The sequence below is a fragment of the Streptomyces sp. SAI-127 genome (assembly GCF_029894425.1).
Classification (GTDB): domain Bacteria; phylum Actinomycetota; class Actinomycetes; order Streptomycetales; family Streptomycetaceae; genus Streptomyces.
In genome coordinates, this window is record NZ_JARXYJ010000001.1 from 1,386,677 (window position 1) to 1,403,842 (window position 17,166).

At 71.7% G+C, this 17,166-nt stretch carries 20 protein-coding genes; 8 read left to right on the forward strand and 12 right to left on the reverse strand.

Features of this window, described 5'->3' with window-relative positions; all coding sequences use genetic code 11:
• Window positions 1–30: 30 nt before the first annotated feature.
• A complete protein-coding gene (locus M2157_RS06610) occupies window positions 31–393 on the forward strand; it encodes a DUF1304 domain-containing protein (RefSeq protein WP_280860848.1) in 363 nt (120 codons plus the stop codon).
• A complete protein-coding gene (locus tag M2157_RS06615; protein ID WP_280860849.1) occupies window positions 390–953 on the forward strand; it encodes a TetR/AcrR family transcriptional regulator in 564 nt (187 codons plus the stop codon). Before M2157_RS06610 ends, M2157_RS06615 begins: the two co-directional genes overlap by 4 nt.
• 7 nt (window positions 954–960) lie before the next feature.
• Here M2157_RS06615 and M2157_RS06620 read toward each other — a convergent pair whose 3' ends face one another.
• Window positions 961–1,800 carry a hypothetical protein gene (locus tag M2157_RS06620; protein WP_280860850.1) on the reverse strand — a complete coding sequence of 280 codons (840 nt, stop codon included), beginning with the start codon at window positions 1,798–1,800 and terminating at the stop codon, window positions 961–963.
• Window positions 1,801–1,861: 61 nt separating this feature from the next.
• Window positions 1,862–2,821 carry a helix-turn-helix domain-containing protein gene (locus M2157_RS06625; protein ID WP_280860851.1) on the reverse strand — a complete coding sequence of 320 codons (960 nt, stop codon included), beginning with the start codon at window positions 2,819–2,821 and terminating at the stop codon, window positions 1,862–1,864.
• A gap of 71 nt (window positions 2,822–2,892) precedes the next feature.
• On the opposite strand from M2157_RS06625, the gene M2157_RS06630 reads away from it, so the two are divergent.
• Entirely contained in the window at window positions 2,893–3,843 is a 951-nt protein-coding gene (locus M2157_RS06630; RefSeq protein ID WP_280860852.1) for an NADP-dependent oxidoreductase, read from the forward strand.
• A 4-nt stretch (window positions 3,844–3,847) separates the two neighbouring features.
• Here the strand turns inward: M2157_RS06630 and M2157_RS06635 are convergent, their stop codons facing one another.
• Complete coding sequence (locus tag M2157_RS06635; protein WP_280860853.1) at window positions 3,848–4,954, reverse strand: NAD(P)-dependent alcohol dehydrogenase; 1,107 nt, start codon at window positions 4,952–4,954, stop codon at window positions 3,848–3,850.
• A 42-nt stretch (window positions 4,955–4,996) separates the two neighbouring features.
• A complete protein-coding gene (locus M2157_RS06640; RefSeq protein ID WP_280860854.1) occupies window positions 4,997–6,451 on the reverse strand; it encodes an aldehyde dehydrogenase family protein in 1,455 nt (484 codons plus the stop codon).
• A 103-nt stretch (window positions 6,452–6,554) separates the two neighbouring features.
• On the opposite strand from M2157_RS06640, the gene M2157_RS06645 reads away from it, so the two are divergent.
• Both M2157_RS06645 and M2157_RS06650 read left to right on the forward strand, forming a co-directional pair.
• A complete protein-coding gene (locus M2157_RS06645) occupies window positions 6,555–6,992 on the forward strand; it encodes a MarR family transcriptional regulator (protein ID WP_280864722.1) in 438 nt (145 codons plus the stop codon).
• A 118-nt stretch (window positions 6,993–7,110) separates the two neighbouring features.
• Window positions 7,111–7,542, forward strand: coding sequence for an anti-sigma factor antagonist (locus tag M2157_RS06650; protein WP_280860857.1), 432 nt, complete (start codon window positions 7,111–7,113; stop codon window positions 7,540–7,542).
• A 7-nt stretch (window positions 7,543–7,549) separates the two neighbouring features.
• Here M2157_RS06650 and M2157_RS06655 read toward each other — a convergent pair whose 3' ends face one another.
• Window positions 7,550–8,500 (reverse strand): ribose-phosphate pyrophosphokinase, encoded by a 951-nt coding sequence (locus tag M2157_RS06655; protein WP_280860858.1) that lies wholly within the window; start codon window positions 8,498–8,500, stop codon window positions 7,550–7,552.
• A 220-nt stretch (window positions 8,501–8,720) separates the two neighbouring features.
• On the opposite strand from M2157_RS06655, the gene otr(A) reads away from it, so the two are divergent.
• Window positions 8,721–10,568 (forward strand): tetracycline resistance ribosomal protection protein Otr(A), encoded by a 1,848-nt coding sequence (gene otr(A), locus M2157_RS06660; RefSeq protein ID WP_280864723.1) that lies wholly within the window; start codon window positions 8,721–8,723, stop codon window positions 10,566–10,568.
• A gap of 6 nt (window positions 10,569–10,574) precedes the next feature.
• On the opposite strand, the gene M2157_RS06665 is transcribed toward otr(A), so the two are convergent.
• Window positions 10,575–11,768, reverse strand: coding sequence for a cytochrome P450 (locus M2157_RS06665; protein WP_280864724.1), 1,194 nt, complete (start codon window positions 11,766–11,768; stop codon window positions 10,575–10,577).
• 153 nt (window positions 11,769–11,921) lie between these two features.
• On the opposite strand from M2157_RS06665, the gene M2157_RS06670 reads away from it, so the two are divergent.
• Complete coding sequence (locus M2157_RS06670; protein WP_266511940.1) at window positions 11,922–12,584, forward strand: DUF4230 domain-containing protein; 663 nt, start codon at window positions 11,922–11,924, stop codon at window positions 12,582–12,584.
• On the opposite strand, the gene M2157_RS06675 is transcribed toward M2157_RS06670, so the two are convergent.
• Genes M2157_RS06675 through M2157_RS06700 form a run of 6 tightly spaced genes read right to left on the reverse strand, consistent with a single transcriptional unit; the run spans window position 12,585 to window position 16,313 of the window.
• Window positions 12,585–14,345, reverse strand: a complete 1,761-nt coding sequence (locus M2157_RS06675) for a complex I subunit 5 family protein (RefSeq protein ID WP_280864725.1) — start codon at window positions 14,343–14,345, stop codon at window positions 12,585–12,587.
• Window positions 14,345–14,692 carry a sodium:proton antiporter gene (locus tag M2157_RS06680; RefSeq protein WP_057612940.1) on the reverse strand — a complete coding sequence of 116 codons (348 nt, stop codon included), beginning with the start codon at window positions 14,690–14,692 and terminating at the stop codon, window positions 14,345–14,347. The genes M2157_RS06675 and M2157_RS06680 overlap by 1 nt, the downstream gene beginning before the upstream one ends.
• A complete protein-coding gene (gene mbhE / locus M2157_RS06685; protein WP_280860862.1) occupies window positions 14,692–15,432 on the reverse strand; it encodes a hydrogen gas-evolving membrane-bound hydrogenase subunit E in 741 nt (246 codons plus the stop codon). The genes M2157_RS06680 and mbhE overlap by 1 nt, the downstream gene beginning before the upstream one ends.
• Window positions 15,429–15,689 carry a hydrogenase subunit MbhD domain-containing protein gene (locus tag M2157_RS06690; protein WP_280860863.1) on the reverse strand — a complete coding sequence of 87 codons (261 nt, stop codon included), beginning with the start codon at window positions 15,687–15,689 and terminating at the stop codon, window positions 15,429–15,431. Before M2157_RS06690 ends, mbhE begins: the two co-directional genes overlap by 4 nt.
• A complete protein-coding gene (locus M2157_RS06695) occupies window positions 15,682–16,134 on the reverse strand; it encodes a monovalent cation/H+ antiporter complex subunit F (protein ID WP_280860865.1) in 453 nt (150 codons plus the stop codon). Before M2157_RS06695 ends, M2157_RS06690 begins: the two co-directional genes overlap by 8 nt.
• Window positions 16,131–16,313, reverse strand: a complete 183-nt coding sequence (locus tag M2157_RS06700; protein ID WP_280860866.1) for a hypothetical protein — start codon at window positions 16,311–16,313, stop codon at window positions 16,131–16,133. Before M2157_RS06700 ends, M2157_RS06695 begins: the two co-directional genes overlap by 4 nt.
• A 215-nt stretch (window positions 16,314–16,528) precedes the next feature.
• On the opposite strand from M2157_RS06700, the gene M2157_RS06705 reads away from it, so the two are divergent.
• Window positions 16,529–17,092 (forward strand): VanZ family protein, encoded by a 564-nt coding sequence (locus M2157_RS06705; protein WP_280860867.1) that lies wholly within the window; start codon window positions 16,529–16,531, stop codon window positions 17,090–17,092.
• The last annotated feature ends 74 nt before the right edge of the window (window positions 17,093–17,166 follow it).

The following is a 17,166-nucleotide window of genomic DNA, read 5'->3' on the forward strand; positions in this document are numbered from 1 at the left end:
GGACACACGTCCAAGAAGTAGAGGAAACTGATGGAGATCCTGGCTAATGTGCTGGTCGCCCTGGTGGCCGCGCTGCACGTGTACATCCTGGTGATGGAGATGTTCCTGTGGCAGAAGAAGCCGGGGATGTCCTTTCACGGGTTCGACGGGGAGATGGCGCGGGCCACCGCCGCCATGGCCGGCAACCAGGGGCTGTACAACGGCTTCCTCGCGGCGGGGCTGGTGTGGGGGCTCGTGGCCGGGGATCCGACCGGGTTCCGGGCGCAGGTGTTCTTCCTGGTGTGCGTGATCGTCGCGGGTGTGTACGGCGCTGTCACCGCCAACGTGCGGATCCTCGCCGCTCAGGCGCTGCCCGGCGCGCTCGCCCTGGCCGCCGTGCTCGCAGCGCGGTGACCCGCGCCGCACCCGAGGACCCGCGGGCGGCCCGCACCCGGGCGCGGCTGCGGGAGGCACTGCTCGCGGAGTGCGCCGAACGGCCGCTGGAGGAGGTCGGCGTGGCCGCGCTGGTGCGGCGGGCCGGGGTCGGCCGGGCGACCTTCTACGTGCACTACGACGGCCTGGAGGCGCTCGCCGTCGACGCCTGTGCGGACGTCGTACGGGAGGCCGTGGAGGCGCTGCACGCATGGCGCGGACGGCCCGACCCGGTGCACGCGCCGCCCGCGCTCGCGGAGTTCTTCGGCTCGCTCACCCCGCACACCGCCCTGTACCGGTCCCTGCTCGCCCCGGGCGGCGGCGGTCCCCTCGGCAGGGTCCTGCACCGGGACCTGAGGGCCTACAGCCTGCGGGAGCGTGAGCTCGCGGGCGCGGCGGACGCCCCCCTGGTCGCCTCCGCGGTCGCCGCCACCTTCGCCGGCGTACTGGCCGACTGGCTGCACGGCCTGCTGGACGCCACCGCGGCCGACATCGCCGACCAGGTCTGGCAGTTGCTGGTCGCGCTGCACGCGAGCCGGTGAGGCCGGATCACTTGCAGGCCAGGTGTTCCTCGAGCAGGGGCCAGGCCTCCACGCCGTCGGCGGTGCGGACGTACGCCGTGCGTCGGTCGCCGGTCAGCCACAACTGCCGGTCCCCGTACCGGTATCCGGTGTCGCGGGCGTCCGCCGGCAGGTCGGCCGAGCCATCGTAGGGCGCGGTGAGCGTGCCGGGTTCGAGCAGGCCCTCGGGGTCCCGGGCGTACCTCCGTTCTCCGAGGTCCAGGAAGTGCACCTCACGCCAGTCGCAGTGGTCGTCTCCGGGACCGCTGCTCACCTCGGTGGTGGGCACGCGCTCGCCCGCGCTGTCGGTCCAGATCTCGTAGCCGTGGGAGTCGGTCCAGTCGGCCGGGAGTTCGGACGGGTCGCAGGACGCGCTGGTCTCCGGGCCCCAACCGGGCCTGCCCTGCTGGTCCTTGGCGACCACGACCGCCACCTTGGTCCGCCCGTCGACGTCGTACGAGTACAGCACGCGGTCCTTCTCGCGGCGCTCGACCCGGTAGCCGGATCGGGGGTCGCCCGGGTCGAACAGGTGGAAGTACAGCTTCAGCCCTTCCTCCGGGCTGTCCCCGCCGTCGTCCCTGCTCCAGCCGTCGGGGCCGTTGCCGTTGTGGATCTCCCCGGCGCACTCCAGGGCCCGGCCCGCGGCCCCGGAGGCCAGCCGCAGCGCCTGCGGGGTGTACTCGTCCAGTTCCTTCGTGGGGACGTTCAGCGTTCCGCCGTAGGGCAAGCTCGGCACCGTACCGTCGACGACCAGGTCGTCCCCGGAATCGCACCCCACGACCGCCATGACCAGCGCCGCCCCCAGCACCGCCGTCAGCCTTCTGCGCATCCCGGCCCCCACCTCTTTGCCCGCTCTCATGATCCTTCGACGCCGCGGGGCCCCGGAACGTTCAGCGCGCCGCCGTCTGGAACGTCCGCCGGTACACCTGCGGTGACACCCCGATCGCCGCGTGCAGGTGCTGTCGCAGGGACGCGCCCGTGGCGAACCCGACGCGGCCGGCGATCTGGTCGACCGCCAGGTCGCTGGACTCCAGGAGGTGCCGGGCCCGGGCGACGCGCTGCTGGATGAGCCAGCGGCCGGGGCTCATGCCCACCTCGTCGTGGAAGCGGCGGGCGAAGGTGCGCAGGCTCATCCGGGCGTGGGCGGCGAGGTCGGCCAGGGTCAGGGACTGATCGAGGCGCTCCAGCGCCCAGGCGCGGGTCCCGGCGGTACTCGCGGCGCCCTGTTCCGGGACCGGCTGCTCGATGTACTGGGCCTGGCCGCCGTCCCGGAAGGGCGGGACCACACAGCGGCGGGCGACGGCGTTGGCGAGTTCGCTGCCGTGGTCCTTGCGGACGAGGTGCAAACAGACGTCCACGCCGGAGGCGGCCCCGGCCGAGGTGAGGATGCGGTCGTCGTCGACGAAGAGCACGTCGGGGTCGAGGTCGATGTGCGGGAACATGCTCCGGAAGCGGTCGGCGAGCTGCCAGTGGGTGGTCGCCCGGCGGCCGTCCAGAAGACCGGCCGCGGCGAGGACGAAGGCGCCGGTGCAGATGGAGACGATCCGGGTGTCGGGGCGGACGTACGCGAGGGCCTCGCGCACCTCCTCCGGGAGCTCGGCGGGCATCCGCTCCGGCGAGACGGGGGTGATCACCACGGTGTCGGCGGTGGCCAGGATCTCCGGACCGTGCTCGACGCCGATGGTGAAGTCGGCGTTGCTGCGCACCGGTCGGCCGTCGACCGAACAGGTCAGCACCTCGTACCGGCCGTCGGCGGCGCCGAGGATCCGGCTGGGGATGCCCAGCTCGAAGGGGTACACGCCGTCCAGGGCCAGCACCACGACCCGCTCGGTCCGCTCCACATGTCGCATGGCACGATCCTATCGAAGCTTGGCAATCATGCCATTTCCCGGACGGGCGGGGCCGGGCAGGCTGGACGACCATGAGCACTGTGAACACCATGCGAGCCATCAGCCAGACCACCCTCGGCGGTCCCGAGGTCCTCGAGGAGATCGAGGTCGAGCGCCCCGCGCCGCGGCCCAACCAGGTACTGGTCCGGGTGCGGGCGGCCGGCCTGAACCCGACCGACTGGAAGCACCGGGCCACCGGCGGCTTCCTCGGCGGGCCGCCGTTCGTCCTCGGCTGGGACGTCTCCGGCGTGGTCGAGGCGGTCGGCATCGGGGTCGCCACCTTCAAGCCCGGTGACGAGGTGTTCGGCATGCTGCCGTACCCGTGGGGCCATGGTTCGCACGCCGAGTACGTCGTCGCGCCGGTGCGGGCCCTCACGCACAAGCCGTCGTCGATCGACCACACGCAGGCCGGCGCGCTGCCGCTGGTGTCGCTGACCGCGTGGCAGGCGCTGGTCGAGAACGCGGATCTCCGGCCGGGGCAGCGGGTGCTGATCCACGCGGCGGCCGGTGGGGTGGGCCATGTGGCCGTGCAGATCGCCAAGGCGCGGGGCGCGTACGTGATCGGTACCGCGAGCGCGGGCAAGCACGACTTCCTGCGCGAGCTGGGCGCGGACGAGGTGATCGACTACCGGACCACCGACTTCACCGAGGCGGTGAAGGACGTCGACGTGGTGCTGGACACGCTGGGCGGCGACACCTCGGTGCGCTCGCTGCGGGTGCTGCGACCGGGCGGGATCGTGGTGTCGATCCTGCCGGTCGGCTCGGACGAGTTCGGCGAGGAGGCCGAGCGGCTGGGCGTCAGGGCCGTGCGCATGCTCGTGGACGCCGACCGCGCCGGGATGAACGCGGTCGTCGAGCTGGTGGAGAAGGGCGAGCTGCGGGCCACGATCGCGGGGACCTTCCCGCTGGCCGATGCCGCAAAGGCACATGCGCTGGGCGACACCGGCCGTACGAAGGGGAAGCTGGTTCTGGTGGTCGACTGACCCGTCAGAACGTCAGCACGGGCTTGATCGCCTTGCCCGCGCCCATGTCCCGCACCGCCTGGTCGATGTCCGCGAACGGATAGGTGCTGATCAGGCGGTGCAGCGGGAGGCGACCCTCCTTCACCAGTCGGACCAGGGCGGGGATGAAGCTCTGGGTCTCGGCGTCGCCGAGGGTGAGGCCGACGACCCGCTTGCCGCCGAGGAGCCCGTTGACGTCGAGGGAGACCTCGGTGCCGAACGGCGGGGCGCCCACGACGACCACCGTGCCGCGCGCGCCGAGCGCGTCGACGCCCTGGCGCAGGACGTTGACGTTGCCCGTGGTCTCCACGATGCCGTCCGCGCCCTGACCGCCGGTGATGGCGGCGAGCGCCTCGCCGAGGTCCTCCTCGGCCGCGTTGACGGTGTGGGTGGCGCCCAACTCCCGTGCCAGGGTGAGGCGTTCGCCGACCCGGTCGACAGCGACGATCGTCGTGGCGGGGGTGAGGGCGGCGGCCATGACGGCGGAAAGGCCGACCGCCCCGGCGCCGAGCACGACGATCGTGGAACCGGTGACCGGCTTCAGGACGTTCCACACGGCGCCGACGCCGGTCTGTACTCCGCAGCCGAGCGGGGCGATGGACTCCAGCGGCACGTCCTGGTCGACCTTGACGAGGCTGCGCTCGTCGACCAGGGCGCGCTCGGCGAACGAGGACTGGCCGAAGAAGTGCCCGCCGAGCGGCTCGCCGTCCCGGCTGATGGTGCTGGTGCCGTCGGCCCGGCGGCCGCCGAGGAGGTTCAGCGGCAGCCAGGTGGCGCAGTAGGCGGGGTGGCCGCCGTCGCAGTTGCGGCAGTCGCCGCAGGAGGTGAAGGACAGCACGACGTGGTCGCCGGGGGCGACTCCGGTGACGGCCGGTCCGACGGCCTCGACGACTCCCGCGCCCTCGTGTCCGAGGACTCCGGGCAGCGGGAAGGGCAGTCCGCCGCTCGCCACCCCGAGGTCGGTGTGACACAGACCGGTGGCGACCATGCGGACGAGCGCCTCGTGCGGCCCGGGCTCGTCGAGCTCGATGTCGGAGAGGGTGAAGGGTGCTCCGCCGGACTCGACGACGGCGGCGCGGGTGGTGGTGGGCATCGTACGAACTCCCTTTGTGTTCAAGCGTGTTGGGGCGCGCGCTCAGTCGAGCGAGACGACGACGGACTTGACCCTGGTGTAGGCGTCGAGCGCCTCGGGGCCGTACTCGCGGCCGTATCCGGAGTCCTTGACGCCGCCGAAGGGCACCGCGGGGTCGAGCATCGCCCAGTCGTTGACCCAGACGATGCCCGCCTGGAGCCGGTCCGCGACCCGGTGCGCACGGGCGAGGTTCGTGGTCTGGACGCCCGAGGCCAGGCCGTACGGCGTGGAGTTGGCGAGGGCGACGGCCTCGTCCTCGGTGTCGAAGGGCTGCACGGTCAGCACCGGTCCGAAGATCTCCTCCTGCACGACCCGGGAGTCGTTGGAGAGGTCGGCGATCACCGTGGGCTTGTAGTAGAAGCCGCCGTCCAGGTCGAGCCGCTCACCGCCGCAGACGATCCGGCCGCCCTCCTTGCGGGCCAGGTCGACGTACTCCTCGACCTTCTTCAGGTGCTTCTCGCCCGCCATCGGACCGACGACGGTCCCGGGGTCGCGCGGGTCGCCGACCGGCACGCCGGGCACGGCGTCGGCGAGGATGCTCAGCAGGGTGCTGTGGACCGAGCGGGCCACGAGCAGGCGCGGGCCGCCCATGCAGAACTGGCCGGTGTTGAAGACGAACGCCTTGATGATCGCGCCGACCGCCTTCTCCAGGTCGGCGTCCTCGAAGACGATGTTGGCCGCGTTGCCGCCGAGCTCCATGGTGACGGGCTTGAGCGCCTCGCCCGCGGTGGCCGCCACGTGCCGGCCGATCGCGGTGGAGCCGGTGAAGGCGACCTTGTCGACCCCGCGGTGGCGCAGCAGGGCCTCGCCGGCCACCGGCCCGGTGCCGGTGACCACGTTGACGACCCCGTCCGGGACGCCGGCCCGCTGGAGCAGTCCGGCCATGTAGAGGGCGCTGAGCGGGGTCTCGTCGGCCGGCTTGTGCACGACCGTGTTGCCGGCGGCGAGCGCGGGCCCGATCTTGGAACCGGCGAGGATCAGCGGGAAGTTGAACGGGGTGATCGCGGCGACCACGCCGAGCGGCTCGCGCTTGGTGTAGGCGAGGGCGTTCATGGGCGTGTTCCGGACGGAGCCGTCCAGGGAGTGGGCGAGGGCCGCGAAGTGCTCGTAGTCGTTGGCCGCGTTGGTCACGTCCACGGCGTGGCACAGCGAGATCGGCTTGCCGACGTCCAGGCTCTCCAGTTGGGCGAGTTCGTCGGCGTTCTCGCGGATCAGCTCGGCGGCCCGGTGCAGGATCCGGCCACGCTCGCGACCGCTGAGACCGGACCAGGCGCCGCCGTCGAAGGCCTCCCGGGCGGCGCGGACGGCCGCGTCCACGTCGGCGGCGCCGGCCTCCGCGACGGTGGTGACGACCGCACCCCGGGACGGGTCGACCACCTCGGTGCGTGCGCCGTCGGCGGCTTCACGCCACTGGCCGCCCACAAACAGCCGTCCGGGTTCGATCTCGATGGGGGACATCGCCGCTCCTCAGCATCGTCGCCAAGATTTCAACCAACAGGATTCCTGTTGGTTCGCAGTCTCTTTACAGACAGGTTTCCTGTCAATGGTCTAGCCTGAACCCATGCTCGACACACAGGTGACCAAGGCGCCCCCGTCGCTCCTCTACATGGTGAAACAGGTGGAGCTCGTCGTCCGTTCCCATCTGGACGAGCTGGTCAAGCCGTCCGGGATCACCGCTCTGCAGTACACGGCCCTCACGGTCCTCGAGCGACACGACGGGCTGTCGGCGGCTCAGCTGGCCCGGGACTCGTTCGTCACCGCCCAGTCGATCGCCGATCTCGTGCGGTCCCTGGAGACCCGCGGACTGGTGCGCCGGGAGCGCAATCCGAAGAACCGCCGTGAGCTGCTGATCCTGCTGACCGAGGAGGGGCGCGCGCTGCTCGCACAACACGAGGGCCCCGTGCGGGAGCTGGAGGAGCGCATGGTGCAGGACCTCACCGCGCACCAGACCGAGCAGTTCCGTCAAGCGCTGACCAGGGCCTGGCACGCCCTGTCGTGAGCCGGGCGCGAGCCCCGCGCGAACCCGTTGCCAACTGGCGGCGGCAATTCGAAGACATATGTCAATCGAACATGCTCAAATTCACTCCATCGAGGGTAACTTGCAGGGCGGGGGACGGATGTGCACGCACCCCATGCCGCCTGTGCAGCCGGTTGGAGGCGATGTCGTCGTGCAGCAGGAATCCGCACCGCTGTCCCGGCATCTGCGCATCCACCAGGACCGCGGTCATACGGTGCTGGAGTTCCGCGGGGAGATCGACATCGCCGCGGCCGTGGAGCTCCTGCCCCACCTGGACCGCGTCACGGGGCAGCCCGACGCACGGCTGGTCCTCGACCTCAGCGGAGTGGAGTTCTTCGACTGCTCCGGGCTGCGGCTGCTGTACCGGGCCCGCTCGCGCGTGCTCGACAACAACGGCAGGCTGCTCCTGGTCTGCACCCATCCGCTCACCCTGCGGATCATCCGGGTGACCGGCCTGGCCCGGCTGCTGCCCCCGCTGCCGTCGCTGGAGGCGGCCCTGGGCCAGCCCGAGGCCACGTCCGAGACGTTATGACCGTGCGCTATTCGCTCCGCGCGTCGAACAGGGCGCTGACGGACTCACCGTTGTGAATGCGCCGTACGGCCTCGGCGAGCGCCGGGGCGATGGACAGGATCCGCAGCTTGTCGGTGCGCTCCTCGTCCGGGACCGGCACCGTGTTGGTGCACACGATCTCCAGTACGTCGGGCTGCTCCCCGATCCTCTTGAGGGCACCGTCCGCGAACAGGCCGTGCGTGCACGCGACCCGGATGGAGCGCGGGCCCAACTCCCTTAGCCTGTCGAGCAGTTCCAGGACCGTGCTGCCCTTGGCGATCTCGTCGTCCAGCACGATGACGTCCCGGCCTGCGACCTCGCCGATGACGTCGCTGATGCTGACCCGGTCGTCGGCGAACCGCTGCTTGGCGCCCGCGGCCACCTGGGCGCCGATCAGCCGGGCGAACGCGGCCGCCTCCTTGGCGTTGCCGAGGTCCGGGGAGACGACGGTGGTGCGGGAGAGGTCGTACTGCCGGAAGTGCGCGGCCAGCTCGCGCAGGGCGTGCAGGTGGTCGACGGGTACCGAGAAGAAGCCGTGCACCTGCGGGGAGTGCAGGGTCATGGCGAGGACACGGCTCGCCCCGGCCGACACCATCAGGTCGGCGACGAGCCGCCCGCCGAGGGAGATGCGGGGCTCGTCCTTCTTGTCGGAGCGGGCGTAGGAGTAGTGCGGCATGACGACGGTGATCCGGCGCGCCGAGGCACCGCGGGCCGCGTCGCACATCAGCAACAGCTCCACCAGGTGCTCCTGGACGGGCCTGACCAGCGGCTGGATGAGGAAGACGTCCCGCTCCCGGCAGTTCGCCTGGAGCTGCACCTCCAGGCAGTCGTTGGCGAACCGGCTGACCCGGGTGGGGCTGAGCGGCACGCCGAGATGCGCGCAGACCTCCGCCGCCAGCTCGGGGTGGGCGCTACCGCTGAACACGGCGATGTCTCGCACGGACCTGCTCCTAGGATGATCATCTCGGGCTGCCCGGCTCATGCTACTGGGCTCGCCCATGGGCCGCCCGACCGGCGATATTCGGTTGCGGTCCCCCTGCGCAGGGGCGCCATCATGGCGATGTCCGAGCCCTCTCACGTCAGGATGCCCCGCATGCGCCGACTCCTCGAAGTCACCCAGTGCCCCCTTCGGCCCACGGCTTCCGAGGACTCCACCCCGTATGCACACCCTCAACATCGGCATTCTGGCCCACGTCGACGCCGGTAAGACCAGCCTCACCGAGCGTCTGCTGTTCGACCACGGCGCCATCGACCGGCTCGGCAGCGTCGACACCGGTGACACCCGCACGGACGACGGCGCGATCGAGCGGCAGCGCGGCATCACCATCCGCTCCGCGGTCGCCTCCTTCACCGTCGGTGACACCCGGATCAACCTCATCGACACCCCGGGCCACTCCGACTTCATCGCCGAGGTCGAGCGGGCCCTGGAGGTACTCGACGGCGCGGTGCTGCTGCTGTCCGCCGTGGAGGGCGTGCAGGCGCAGACCCGGGTCCTGATGCGGACCCTGCGCAGGTTGCGGCTGCCCACCCTGGTCTTCGTCAACAAGATCGACCGTCCGGGCGCCCGCGCCGAAGGCCTGCTCACCGACATCCGGCGCCGGCTCACGCCGTACGTCGCCCCGCTGACGCAGGTGGCGGGCATCGGCACGTCCGACGCCCGTGTGACGGTCCTCGCCAAGGACGACCGGCGGCCGGCCGAGGCCCTCGCCGACGTGGACCCGGACATCCTCACGGCGGTCGTGGACGGTCCCGAGCCCACCCCGGACGACCTCGACAAAGCCCTTGCCGCCCGCACCGCCGACGGCTCCTTCCACCCGGTGTTCTTCGGCTCCGCCCTCGGCGGCCAGGGCGTCCCCGAACTGGTCGAGGGGATGATCCGGCTGATCCCCCGCCCTCCCGTGACACCCGCGGGTGATCCGCGCGGGACGGTGTTCGCGGTGCGGCCCGGACCCGGCGGTGAGCGCACCGCGTATCTGCGGCTCTACGGCGGTGAGGTGACCGAACGGCAGCGCCTCACCCTCCTCAGGCGCGAGGCCGACGGGACGACCAGCCGGGTGTCCGGGCGGGTCACCCACCTCGCCGGGCCGCTGACCGCGGGGAACATCGCGGCGCTGACCTTCTCCTCCGGCCTGCGCGTGGGCGACCGGCTCGGCGAACTGACCGAGCGCGCACCGCAGTTCGCGCCCCCGACCCTGGAAACCCTGGTCACCGCCCGCCACTCCGGACAGGCGGCGCGGCTGCGCTCGGCGCTGCTGACCCTCGCCGACCAGGACCCGCTGATCCACGCCCGTCCCACGACCGGGGGCGCCACCACACTGCTCCTGTACGGCGAGGTCCAGATGGAGGTGCTCGCGGCGACCCTCGCCCAGGACTTCGGAGTCGAGGCGGACTTCGAGCCGGCCCGCGTCCGGTATCTGGAGCGCCCGCGCGGCACCGGTGAGGCCTGCGACGAACTGCCCTGGCACGATCGCGTGCGCTACTGGGCGACGATCGGACTGCGGGTCGAGCCGGGCGAGCGCGGCTCCGGCGGGGTGTTCGCGTACGAGACGGAACTCGGCGCTCTCCCCCGGGCGTTCCACCAGTCCATCGAGGAGACGGTCCACGCGAGCATGCGGACCGGGCTGACGGGTGCGACCGTGACGGACTACCGGGTCGTCCTCGTCCGCTCCGGTTTCGTGGCGCCCCTCAGTACCGCCGCCGACTTCCGGGGGCTCACGCCGATCGTGCTGCGCCGGGCCCTGGAGCAGGCCGGGACGCGGCTGTTCGAGCCGTTCCACGCGTTCGAGGCGGAGGTCCCCCTCGATGCGCTGGCCCCGGTGACCGCGCAACTCGCCTCAGCGGGGGCCGAGTTCTCGGGCACGACCGGCGGCACCACGGCATGGGTGATCACCGGCGAGCTCCCGGCCCGGAGGGTGCGCGAGACCGAACTCCGGCTGCCCGGTCTCACGCACGGCGAAGGGGTGTGGTGGTCCAGGCCCTCGGGCGACCGGGAACTCAAGCCTCACTAGGAGTACTCACCAGGACACCGGCAGCCGGCGTGGGCCGCGCGTCATCTGTCCCTCCCGCCACTCGATGGTCTCGGGGCTGAACTCGGCCCGCAGCCCCGGGAACCGGACCGCCAGCCGATGCAGGGCCAACCCCAGCTCCAGGCGGGCCAGCCACGCTCCCAGGCAGTGGTGGGGACCGGCGCCGAAGACCACGCTCGGTGTGGTGAGAGGGGCGAACAGATCGGTCTCGTGGGGCTGGGGGAAGACGTCGGGGTCCCGGTTCGCCGCGTTGGTCTGGACGGCGACCACCGCACCGGCGGGAATCGTCACCCCGCCGACCTCGACCTCCTCCACGGCCCGGCGGATCAGCCCGGGCAGCACCCTGCCCTCGCTCAACGGGATCGTGCGCAGGAGCTGTTCGACCGCGGTCTCGGCCGCCTCCTGGCTCTCGGCGAGCCCCGGCCAGGCCTGCCGCCCGTCGGTGAGGAGGTGGACGACGATGTTGCCGAGGGCCGTCATGGTCGTCTCGTGTCCGGCGACGACCAGGCCCAGGACCAGGACGACCAGTCGGGGCTCTTCGATCCCGAGGCCGTCACCGGCGACGACCAGGGCGCTCACCAGGTCCTCGCCCGGCTCCTTGCGCCGCTCGGCGATCAGCTCCGCGCAGAAGAGACCGAACTCCCGCATGGCCGCGCCGACTTCCTCGGCACGGTGCGCACCGCCGGACAGGGCGTGGTCGGCCCAGTCCCGGATGCGCTCCCAGTCGGCGTGTTCCAGGCCCATCAGCCGGGAGATCACCGACACCGGCAGCCGGCGGGTGAATCCCTCGACGATGTCGGCGGATTGCGGCTGTCCCGCGAGGTCGTCGAGGAGGGTCTCCACCACGGAGGCGGTCCAGGGCCGCCAGCGGGCGACCGCGCGGGGGGTGAAGGCCCGCTGGACCGTGCCCCGCAGCAACTGGTGGGCCGGACCGTCCTGGTTGAGGAGGCCGTCCGGGGAGTCCAGCAGGTTCGGTACGACGAGCAGGGGCGGGGCGTCCGCGTCCCTGAGGGACTTCCTGTCGAAGCGGGGGTCCATGAGCACCTGGCGCACATCGGCGTAGCGGGTCACGAGCCACACCGGGGTGCCGGTGGCCAGGGCGGTGAGCCGGGGCGGGCCGTTCTCGGGCAGGGGTATGCGGTGCATGGGACGAAGGGTGCGGGACGTGCTGTCTGTACTCATCCGGGTCTCCAGACACGCCGGTACGCAGAGTTCCCCACGCTAGTGCGCCCCCGCTCTGTCCCGGCAGTGTCCCAATCGGCCAACAAGACGGTCCGGCAGGGCTTTTGGGGGTCATCCCTGGGCATCCGTGCTTGTAGGAAGGAGGGCCGTCGCATGACGACTCCCATCAGGCGCGTGTCCAGGCGCATGCCCGGCTGGGCGAAGATACTGACCGCCGTCGTGGTGGTGCTCGTGGTGTTCTTCGCCGGGATCCGGTTCAGCGTGCTCCCTGGCCTCAAGGACCTGTTCGGCACGGAGACCCACGACCGCTCGGGTCCCGCACTTCTGGAGTCCATCCAGGACATCAGCCGTTACGACGCCGCCTCCGGCAATTTCCAGGTCGTCGTGGACCTGGAGAAGGACACCAAGTACCTGCCCGACGCGATCCGCGGCTCCCGCACCCTCTATGTCGGGGCGGGCGCCGTCGACGCCTACGTCGACCTCGGCAAGGTCGCCAAGAACGACGTGACGGTCAACGAGGACCGCACGGCCGCCACCCTCCATCTGCCGCACGCGCAGCTCGGCAAGGCCACGCTGGACGCCGACCGCTCCTACGCGGTCTCCAAGCAGCGCGGTCTGCTCGACCGGCTCGGCGACTTCTTCTCCGACAACCCCAACGGCGAACAGGCCGTGCAGAAGCTCGCGGTGAAGCACATCACCGAGGCGGCGAAGGAGAGCGAGTTGACCAAGCGGGCCGAGACCAACACCACCAACATGCTCAAGGGCCTGCTGAGTTCGCTCGGCTTCAAGAAGGTCGAGGTCACCTACGGCAGCTGATCAGCCGCCGAGCATGCCCGGCAGGGTGAGGGCGCCGAGCACGGTGGTGCCCACCAGCACCCATGCCACGTAGTCGCCGACGTGCCCGGACTGCAGGCGCCGCAGCGGCAGCGCCCGGTCCGGTGCGGCGAACGGCTTCGGGCGGACGACGGCGAGGACCGCGAGGACCCCGGCCAGCAGGGTCGAGACCAGGCCCAGCAGGACCCCGGCCGGGGTCCAGTGGACGGAGGTGAACACCCCCGCGGACCCGGTCTCGTTCACGGAGTGCGCGACCACCTTCGCGAAACCGGGGGCCACGCCGACCGCCACGGCTCCGGCGAGCAGTACGGCGGGCACCGCCGTCATGGTGTCCGGGATCCGGCTGAGCCGGTGCCGGGTCTCGGGCCGCTCGCCTGAGCCGGTGGTCTCGTACCCCGAACCGGCCTCGGGCCTCGGGCCCAGGCCGAGGAACACCCGGGCGGCGACCCGCAGAACGGCCGCGGCGGTCACCGCGCTCGCCGCCACGTACAGCACCGTGAGCGGCCCTCCCACGGCCTCCTCCGTGACCGACTTGCCGAGGGCCGTGCCGAACGGCGGAAGGCCCGCGAGACCGAGGGCTCCCAGGACGAACAGCACGGCGACGCCCTTGAGTTCGCGGGCCCTGCCGTGCAGGGCGTGCTCGTCGACGCTGCCGTATCGGTCCAGGAGGATGCCGGTGCACGCGAACAGGGCCGCCTTCACTCCGGCGTGGCCGAGGACGTACAGGGCGATCCCGTCGTCGGCCTCGGGCTTCAGAACGCCGATGCCGATGAGGAAGAGCCCGGTGTGGGCGATCGTCGAGTAGGCCAGCAGCCGTTTGATATGCCGCTGGTACCAGCACATCACCGCGCCGATCACGGCCGTCAGCGCGCCCAGCACCACGAGGGCCCGCTCGAACTCGGGGGCCGGGACACCGCCGGGTCCGGAGAAGACCGTGCCGTAGACGCGCCAGACACCGAAGACGCCGAGTTCGACCATGACACCCGACAGCAGCATGCACACCGGGGTGGGGGCGACGGCGTGCGCGTCGGGCAGCCAGAAGTGGAAGGGGACGGCGGCCGCCTTGACCAGCAGCCCGGTCATGACCAGGACGAACGCGGCGAGGACCAGGGCGTCGGGGCGGCCGTGCGCGTCCAGTCCCCGGCCGATCTGATGCATGCCCAGCTCGCCGGTGCGCGCGTACAGCAGCCCGATGCCCATGAGCATGGCGTAGGCGCCGAGCGAGGTGACGACCGCGAAGGTGAGCGCGCCCTGCACGGCCCTGGCCTCCTCGACCCGGTGCCCGGTGAGGGCGTACGCCACGACGCTCATCAGCTCGAACCACACGAACGCGTTGAACAGGTCGCCCGCGATCGCGAACCCGCACATGCCGCCCTGGAAGAGCAGCAGGAGCGCGGGGAAGGAACCGGCGTGGCCGTGCGGCGGTTCGTCGAAGTAGTGCCAGGAGTACGCCAGCGCCGCCAGGGTGAGCAGGGAGGCCAGCGCGGCCATGCCGAGGCCGGGGCCGTCCCCGGTCAGGACGATGCCGACGCTCCGTCCGTCCACGGGTGTCCAGTCGCCGGCCCATTCAAGGAAGGGCGGGGAGCAGTTCAGCAGGAGGACGAGGGCGAGGGCGGCCGTGCCCGCGGAGACCGCGCAGCCGATGGTCTCGGCGACGGGCCGGGACACCAGGCGGCCGCCGGCGACCAGCAGGGCGGCGCCGAGCAGCGGTACGGCCACCAGCAGGGGCAGCAGCTCGTCCATCAGCCGCGCAGCTCGGAGAGTTCGTCGGGGTCGACGGTGCCGTGCCGTTTGGAGATCTGCACGACGAGGGCGAGCAGCAGGGCGGTGACGGTGGCGCCGACGACGACATCGGTCAGCGTCAGGGCCTGCACGACCGGGTCGACGACCGGGCGCGAGCCGGGTTTCAGGTCGGAGAAGACGGGGGCGGTGGCGTCGTCGCGGTAGCCGACCGTCAGCAGCAGGACGTAGGTGCCGGCCTGGCACACGGACAGGCAGCCGACGGCGTGGATCAGGTTGCGGCTGGTGGCGAGGCCGTAGCAGCCGGCCAGGAAGACCCATCCGGCCACCAGATAGGGAAAGACATCCATCACTTCCCGTTCCCCTCCTCGATCTCGACGGCCTGGTCCAGGAAGCGGGCGAGCAGGACGACGACCGCGCAGGCGACCTCCATGCCGACGGCCGCGTTCAGCAGGGGGACGGTGCCGCCGGAGGACAGCGTGTTGAAGGTGCCGTACGGCAGCACGGTGTTGGCGAGGAAGGCCGTACCGCCGATCAGTCCGGCGAGGCCGGTGACGACGTAGGCGGAGGTCGCGATCGCGTCGCCGGTCTCGTACAGGCCGACCGGCCGGACCCGTTCCAGGGCCCGGTAGTCGGCGCCCAGGTAGAGCAGGTGCAGTGAGGTCGCGGCGACGACCCCGCCCTGGAAGCCGCCGCCGGGGCTGAGCTGGCCGTGGGCGATCACGTAGAGGCCGGTGAGCAGGGCGACGGGGAGGACGAGGAGGGCGTGGCGGCGGACCGGGCGGGCCACCTTCTCCGGGGCGGGGCGGTCGCGGTGTTCGTCGCGGGTCTGCCGCAGCAGGATCACGCAGCCGATGACGGCCGCGAAGAGGATGGTCATCTCGCCGAGGGTGTCGAAGGCGCGCTGGTCGAAGTTGACGGAGGCGATGACGTTGGCGGTGTGCCGGGCCAGGGAGGCGTGGACGGCACGGTCGCCGTAGGGATGGCGGTCGCCGCCGAAGGCGGGCAGGTCGAGGGCGGCGGCCACGAAGAGGGTCGCCAGGCCCGTGCCGCCCACCGCCAGGAGCCACAGTCGGACGCGTCGGCTCACCGGTGGCGTCCTTCCTTCCGCCCGCGCCGCTTCACCTTGTGGACGGCGAGCAGGAGCAGCAGCGGGGTGAGGGCGGAGCCGACCGCGAGCTGCGACAGGGCCACGTCGGGTGCCTGGAGCACGGTGAACAGGACCGCGAGGACCACGCCGAGCACGGACAGTACGAGGGCCTGGCGCACGGGGTCACGGACGGCCACCGCCGCCGTCGCGGAGACGGCGACCAGAAGCAGTGCGACGACGATCACCGCGTCAGCCACGGCGGACCTCCGGGAAGCCGCCGGACAGGGCACGTGAGGCGACGACGTTCCCGCCGATCAGCAGGACACCGACGACCAGGAGCTTGGCCATGGCCCGGCTCGGTCCGACGGCCACGCACAACGCGGGTACGACCACCGCGCCGACCGCGGCGGCAGCGTAGGTCAGGCCCCAGGCGCTCGGCGGGTCCTCGGCCAGTTCGTCGGCGAGCAGCCTGGCGAAGACGAGGGTGCCGACCGGGCCCAGCAGGGCGAGGACGAGGGCGAGATCGACGTAGGAGGGACGGTCGTAGCCCTGGGAGAGCAGCAGGAGGGCGGGGCAGGCGAACGCGGTGCACAGGTTCTGTGCCACGGCCCGGCGCCTGAGCGGCCCGGTGGCGACGCCCCACACGGTGGCGCCCACTCCCCCGCCGAGGGTGACGGCCGCCGCGAGGATCCAGCCGTTCACCGTCCGGTCACCGCCCTCCGGGCGGCCCGGGCGGCGAGTGCGCCGAGGCCGGCGGCGCCCGCGCCGACCACGAGTTCCAGGGTGTCCACGGTGCTGATGAACACGAGCCAGAGAACGGCGAGCGCGGCCCACCAGCCGAGGAGTTCGGCCGTGGCGAGGAGTGTCGTACGCCCGTTCATGCGCCACCTCCTCGCCGCCGCGGCCTGGGAAAGGTCCGTCGCGCGCCATCCAAACACCGGCCCGGGGGCGTGCGGTGGCGACGCGCGCGGTACTCAGCCCGGAGTGCCCCGACCGTACGAAGGGAAACCGGCGACCCGTCGGGGCGCGGCGGCATTCTCGGGCCGTTCAGGGGTAATCGCCCTACGACACGGGGAAGTTGAGAGTGGAGGACTTAATGGCCTGGGCGCCCTCACGTTCGCGAGCGGGGTCAAAACCCGGCACCGCCAAGACCGAGCGCGCGGCGAAACCCGCCCGCCCACGGCGCGATCCGCTCTCCCTCGTCGTGCGTTTCGTGGCGATGGTGTTCGCCTTCGCGTTCATGGTGGCGTTCGCCGTCGTCCTGGCCCGGCTGACCCTGGAGCCCTCGCCCGCCTCGGTGGACCTGACCCACACCAACCTGCATCCCGGCGCCTCCCTCAAGGCGTATCTGGACCAGCCCGAGATGCGGGACGCTTTCAAGCAGATCGGCGGGAACATCCTGCTGGGCATCCCGTTCGGCATCCTGGTTCCGATCATCGCCCCGAAGACCCGTGGGCTGCTGCGGATCCTGCTGCTGACGGCCGTGGTGATGCTGCTGGTCGAGTTCGCGCAGGGCGCGCTCGTGGAGGGGCGGGCGTTCGACATCGACGACGTCATCCTCAACACGACCGGCGCTCTGATCGGCTATCTGCTGCTGGGGCGGCGGCTGAGCCGGGCGGTGCACAAGAAGCCGACCGCCAAGTCGGCGAAGAAGGCGTAAGGAATCCCGCCTGGCTCAACTCCTGGTCCGTACCAAAGTATTGACGGCTCCTTAACTCACTCCTTAAATCAAGA